Below are 2,425 nucleotides of genomic sequence, written 5' to 3' on the forward strand. Positions count from 1 at the left end.
GACAGGCCGCGGTCGTCGCGCATCGGCGGCCGAGCCGGTCGGCCATCCGGGGGTCGCCGCCCCGCCCGCCGGGGACGCCGCGCTCCTCCAGCTCGGCCAGCTGCCGCTCGACCCGGTCCAGGTGCAGGTCTACCTGCCACTCGTCGTAGCCGTTGAAGCGGACCCGGAAGACGACGTCGTGGACCTCCTGGGAGGCCACGGGCGCGCCGACCGGCTGGCCGGCGAGGGTCGCCTCGACCCGGTCCAGGAAGGCGTCCACCTCGTCGACCTTGTATCCCCGGCGGAGCGCCTTACGCCGGAAACGCTGACCCTGACTCGCCACTATGTCTCCTGGTCTCGTTCGCTACGCCCGGTCACGCCGTTGCTTCCCACGGCGGGTCGGTGTCCCTGTCCTCGGCGGCGGCGAGCTGCCCACACGCGCCGTCGATTTCGCGTCCCCGGGTGTCCCGCACCGTGGTCGACACCCCGGCGTCGCGCAACCGCCGGACGAACTCCCGCTCGACCGGCTTCGGGCTGGCGTCCCAGCGGCTGCCCGGAGTCGGGTTGAGCGGGATGAGGTTCACGTGGGCCAGCTTGCCGGCCAGCAGCCGTCCGAGCAGATCGGCTCTCCACGGCTGGTCGTTCACGTCCTTGATCATCGCGTACTCGATCGACACGCGACGCCCCGTCGTGGCCGCGTAGTCCCACACCGCGTCCAGCACCTCGGACACCTTCCAGCGCTGGTTGACCGGGACGAGTTCGTCGCGCAGCTCATCATCGGGGGCGTGCAGCGACAACGCAAGAGTCACTGAGAGGTCTTCGCTGGCCAGTCGGCGGATGGCCGGAACCAGCCCCACCGTGGAAACGGTGATGTGGCGCTGGGACAGGCCGAGCCCCTCGGGGGCGGGGGCGACCAGCCGGCGGATCGCCCCGACGACCCGCGAGTAGTTGGCCAGGGGCTCGCCCATGCCCATGAAGACGACGTGCGACAGCCGCGGCGGCGACCCGGCGACCGCGCCGGAGGCGGCCACCCCGGCCAGGTAGACGGCCTGGTCGACGATCTCGGCGGTGGAGAGGTTGCGGGTCAGCCCGGCCTGGCCGGTGGCGCAGAACGGGCAGGCCATGCCGCAGCCGGCCTGGCTGGAGATGCAGACGGTGACCCGGTCCGGGTAGCCCATCAGCACGCTCTCCACCAGCGAACCGTCGTGCAGCCGCCACAGCGCCTTCCGGGTGGCCCCGTCGTCGCAGGCCAGCTCGCGTACCGGGGTGAGCAGGGTGGGCAGCAGAGACCCGGCGAGCCGCTCCCGGGTGGCCGCCGGCAGGTCGGTCATCTGCGCGGGGTCGCGGACCAACCGGCCGAAGTAGTGGTTGGAGATCTGCTTGGCGCGGAAGGCCGGCTCACCGAGCTCGGTGACGAGCGCCTGCCGACCCGGCAGGTCCAGGTCGGCGAGGTGACGGGGAGGCATCGCGGGCCGGCGGCCGCGGGCGTCGGGGTCTACGGAGATCAGTGGCAGGCTCGTCATGGCGCGTCCAGTCTGACACGCCGGGAGCGGGACGCCGCCGTCCGTCCGTGCCGAATCGGCCCCGACCGCGCGGAGGAGGCGCGCCAGCCGACGTGATTCATGCCTCAGCCCACCACCGGCACGAGGACCGCCAGCAGCAGGTACGCCGTCGGCACCGCGAAGAGGATCGAGTCGAGCCGGTCCATCAGGCCGCCGTGCCCGGGCAGCAGGTTGCTCATGTCCTTCACGCCGAGATCCCGCTTGATCATCGACTCGGCGAGGTCGCCGAGGACCGCCGCGCAGGAGATCGCCACGCCGAACAGCGCGCCCCACCAGGGGGGCACGTCGAACAGCAGCCAAATCAGCAGGGCACTGCCGGCGGCCGCCGCGGTGACCGACCCGGCGAAGCCCTCCCAGGACTTCTTCGGGCTGATCGAGGGCGCCATCGGGTGCTTGCCGAACGCCACGCCGGCCGCGTACCCGCCGGTGTCGGAGAGGACCACGGCGACCAGGGTGACCAGCACCCGCAGGCGGCCGTCCCCGGGGGCGGCGGCCAGCATCGCCGCGAAGCCGCCGAGGAAGGGCACGTACACCGCGATCAGGGTGGCCGCGGTGAGGTCGCGCTGGTAGTTGCCCGGGCCGTCGCCCAACCGCCAGATCATCGTGCCCAGCACGGTGACCAGCAGGCCGAGGCTCAGCGCGTCCGGGCCGGCGAACCAGGCCAGGCCGACGGTGATCGCCCCGCCGGCGACCAGCGGGACCAGCGGCGGATGGGCCCCGCCACGGCGCACCGCGCGGGCCATCTCCCAGGTGCCGACCGCCACGGCGGCGACCACGACACCGAGGAACGCCGGCGGGTAGAGGAAGAGCGGCACCAGGATCGCCGCGCCGAGGCCGACCCCGACCGCGATCGCGGCCGGCAGGTTCCGGCCGGCCCGGCTGGG

The 2,425-nt window shown here is 73.3% G+C and carries 3 protein-coding genes; all 3 read right to left on the reverse strand.

Annotated features, from left to right (window positions below):
- The coding region (locus JNW87_RS37630; protein ID WP_375373598.1) for a DivIVA domain-containing protein at window positions 1–322 on the reverse strand (322 nt) is incomplete at its 3' end.
- Between the two features lie 31 nt (window positions 323–353).
- The gene (gene rlmN, locus JNW87_RS37635) at window positions 354–1,502 is read right to left on the reverse strand and encodes a 23S rRNA (adenine(2503)-C(2))-methyltransferase RlmN (protein WP_109804833.1); all 1,149 of its coding nucleotides are present in this window, start codon (window positions 1,500–1,502) and stop codon (window positions 354–356) included.
- A gap of 104 nt (window positions 1,503–1,606) precedes the next feature.
- Window positions 1,607–2,425 (reverse strand): phosphatidate cytidylyltransferase (locus JNW87_RS37640; RefSeq protein ID WP_238455360.1); only part of this gene is annotated, 819 nt, incomplete at its 5' end.

The organism is Micromonospora sp. ATA51 (assembly GCF_016802855.1).
GTDB lineage: Bacteria > Actinomycetota > Actinomycetes > Mycobacteriales > Micromonosporaceae > Micromonospora > Micromonospora sicca.

Coding starts and splice junctions, on each gene's coding strand:
- rlmN (WP_109804833.1), bottom strand. CDS start 1,502: ATGACGAGCCTGCCACTGATCTCCGTAGACCCCGACGCCCGCGGCCGC.